This is a genomic window from Vibrio sp. 2-Bac 85, from assembly GCF_037546705.1.
GTDB lineage: Bacteria > Pseudomonadota > Gammaproteobacteria > Enterobacterales > Psychromonadaceae > Psychromonas.
In genome coordinates, this window is sequence record NZ_JALAAB010000041.1 from 1 (window position 1) to 2,299 (window position 2,299).

A 2,299-nucleotide genomic window follows, 5' to 3' on the forward strand; every position below is an offset into this window, starting at 1 on the left:
CATAAACTTTCACGCTAATCAGGCCCAGACTAGCTTCGGCTGAGGGTGTAAAACTGGCGCTAATTTACTATTTGGCTGCGAAGTGACCATTTTGCTAAGCAAACACTGCAATTAAACATAATGGGCATTATGCGCTGACAGATTGGCATGGTGGCTTGCAATTGTGGAGGACAGTTCTTTATTCTGTTTACCATACTTTCAGTATGGCGACAGTCGTTATGGAGTAGCGTTAATACTACTCAAATAATATGGCTTGCATTGTAGGTTCTCGTAGTAGTCCAATGTGTTACATTCACAATTTCTGATGCTGTGCAACGGTCGGTTTCACGTCTAGGAATTGGGGGCATTCAGTTACCATTACCATTTAAAGAAATGGCTGTGAATTGCTCTGATTTTTCGGGTGGACTGCCCTGCCGGGATAGAAAAACCTCAGTATAGTCAGTGCAACTACATACAATCCGCATCCAACTATCCACACCCAACCATTCCAAGATTCGTGGGTTGCACTATACAAAAATGCAAAAATAAGTGGACCGATTACACCCGTGAGGTGTGTCAAACTGGTCAGCAACCCTTGCAATTGTCCCTGTGCTACCTGACCGACACGAACAGATATAATTCCCTGCAAAGCGGGAAGAGTTATGCCACCACAAGCGAGTAACAGCACAACTGGCCAAACCATCCAGCTTTGCGTAATGACTGCCAATAAAAGTAGGCCACAGCCATCAGCCAAGATGCCAACCACGATAGCTCTCTGTTCTCCCAAATGTTTAGCGATAAAACCAGCAGCAAGTCCTTGAAACAGAGCGTGTGTAAGCCCAAACACAGCCAATGAAACACCGACCATTACGCCATCCCATGCGAAGCGCTCTTCTCCGAATAAAACCCATAATGTTGCAGGGATTTGGCCAATCAATTGAATGATGAAAAAGACAACTAGCAATCCCGATAATGGGGAGATCATCTCGCGTATGGAGGATGTGGTTTCATTGATTGTTTCATTCTTTATCTCGTCACTAACCTGATTAGCATTATGGGTCTCATGTAAAATGAATAGGGAGACCAGAAATGCCAGCCCGTTAATGGCAGCAGCGAACATAAACGGTGCCTGTACCGAAAGTTGACCTGCAAAACCACCAATGACTGGTCCAGCAATCATACCGCCACCAAAACAGGCACCCATCATACCAAACCAATGTGTCCTGGATTCCTCAGGTGTGACATCGGCAATTGTTGAGGCTGCAACAGCTCCAGTCGCACCGGTAATACCAGCAATTAAGCGTCCCAGATACAACACCCACACTACGCTGGCTGTTGCCATTAATGCGTAGTCCAGTGTTGCACCTAAAAGTGAAAGTAATAATACAGGGCGACGACCTATGCGATCTGACCAGCGGCCGAGAAGAGGGGCAAAAATCACTTGCATCATTGCATACAGCGCCAATAAAACACCGTAGTTCTCCGCAACATTAGCCTTTCCAACAAACTCCCGTAATAACGCCGGTAAGACAGGCATAATTATGCCAATCCCTATGGCATCTAAAAAAATGATGACCAGTGCCATCATCACAGTGCGGTTCATAGTTAACGCTCTCTATCGGTGATAGGGTTTGAAAAGTTACTCTATCAGTGATAGATTGTCAACAGCGAAAGGAGATAGTGATGGCACGACTAAGCTTGGACGACGTAATTTCAATGGCGCTCACCCTGCTGGACAGAGAAGGGCTAGAGGGCCTGACTACGCGTAAGCTGGCGCAGTCCCTCAAAATTGAGCAACCGACTCTGTATTGGCACGTGCGCAACAAGCAGACCCTTATGAACATGCTTTCAGAGGCAATACTGGCGAAGCATCACACCCGTTCAGTACCGTTACCGACTGAGAGTTGGCAGCAGTTTCTCCAGGAAAATGCTCTGAGTTTCCGTAAAGCATTATTGGTCCATCGTGATGGAGCCCGATTGCACATAGGGACCTCTCCTACGCCCCCCCAGTTTGAACAAGCAGAGGCGCAACTACGCTGTCTATGCGATGCAGGGTTTTCGGTCGAGGAGGCTCTTTTCATTCTGCAATCTATCAGCCATTTTACGCTGGGTGCAGTATTGGAAGAGCAAGCCACAAACCCGACAGAATACAATACAGTGATGGACGCTGTGCCACCATTATTACAGGAGGCATTTAATGTTCAGACGAGAACCACTGCTGAAACGGCCTTCCATTTCGGGCTGAAATCATTAATAGTTGGATTCTCTGCACAATTAGATGAAAAATATATGTCCATCCAGGGTAATAATAAATGATGCT

General features: G+C 46.4%; 2 protein-coding genes. One reads left to right on the forward strand and one right to left on the reverse strand.

Annotated elements, in window-relative coordinates:
• Positions 1-364 precede the first annotated feature (364 nt).
• Complete coding sequence (tet(E), locus tag MT390_RS19625) at positions 365-1,582, reverse strand: tetracycline efflux MFS transporter Tet(E) (RefSeq protein ID WP_011899270.1); 1,218 nt, start codon at positions 1,580-1,582, stop codon at positions 365-367.
• Positions 1,583-1,662: 80 nt separating this feature from the next.
• Here tet(E) and MT390_RS19630 point away from each other — a divergent pair, with 80 nt between their 5' ends.
• Complete coding sequence (locus tag MT390_RS19630; protein ID WP_011899269.1) at positions 1,663-2,295, forward strand: tetracycline resistance transcriptional repressor TetR(E); 633 nt, start codon at positions 1,663-1,665, stop codon at positions 2,293-2,295.
• The last annotated feature ends 4 nt before the right edge of the window (positions 2,296-2,299 follow it).

What these genes read in the sequence shown, in the direction of transcription:
- MT390_RS19630 (WP_011899269.1), top strand. Translation starts at nt 1,663, where the DNA reads ATGGCACGACTAAGCTTGGACGACGTAATTTCAATGGCGCTCACCCTG.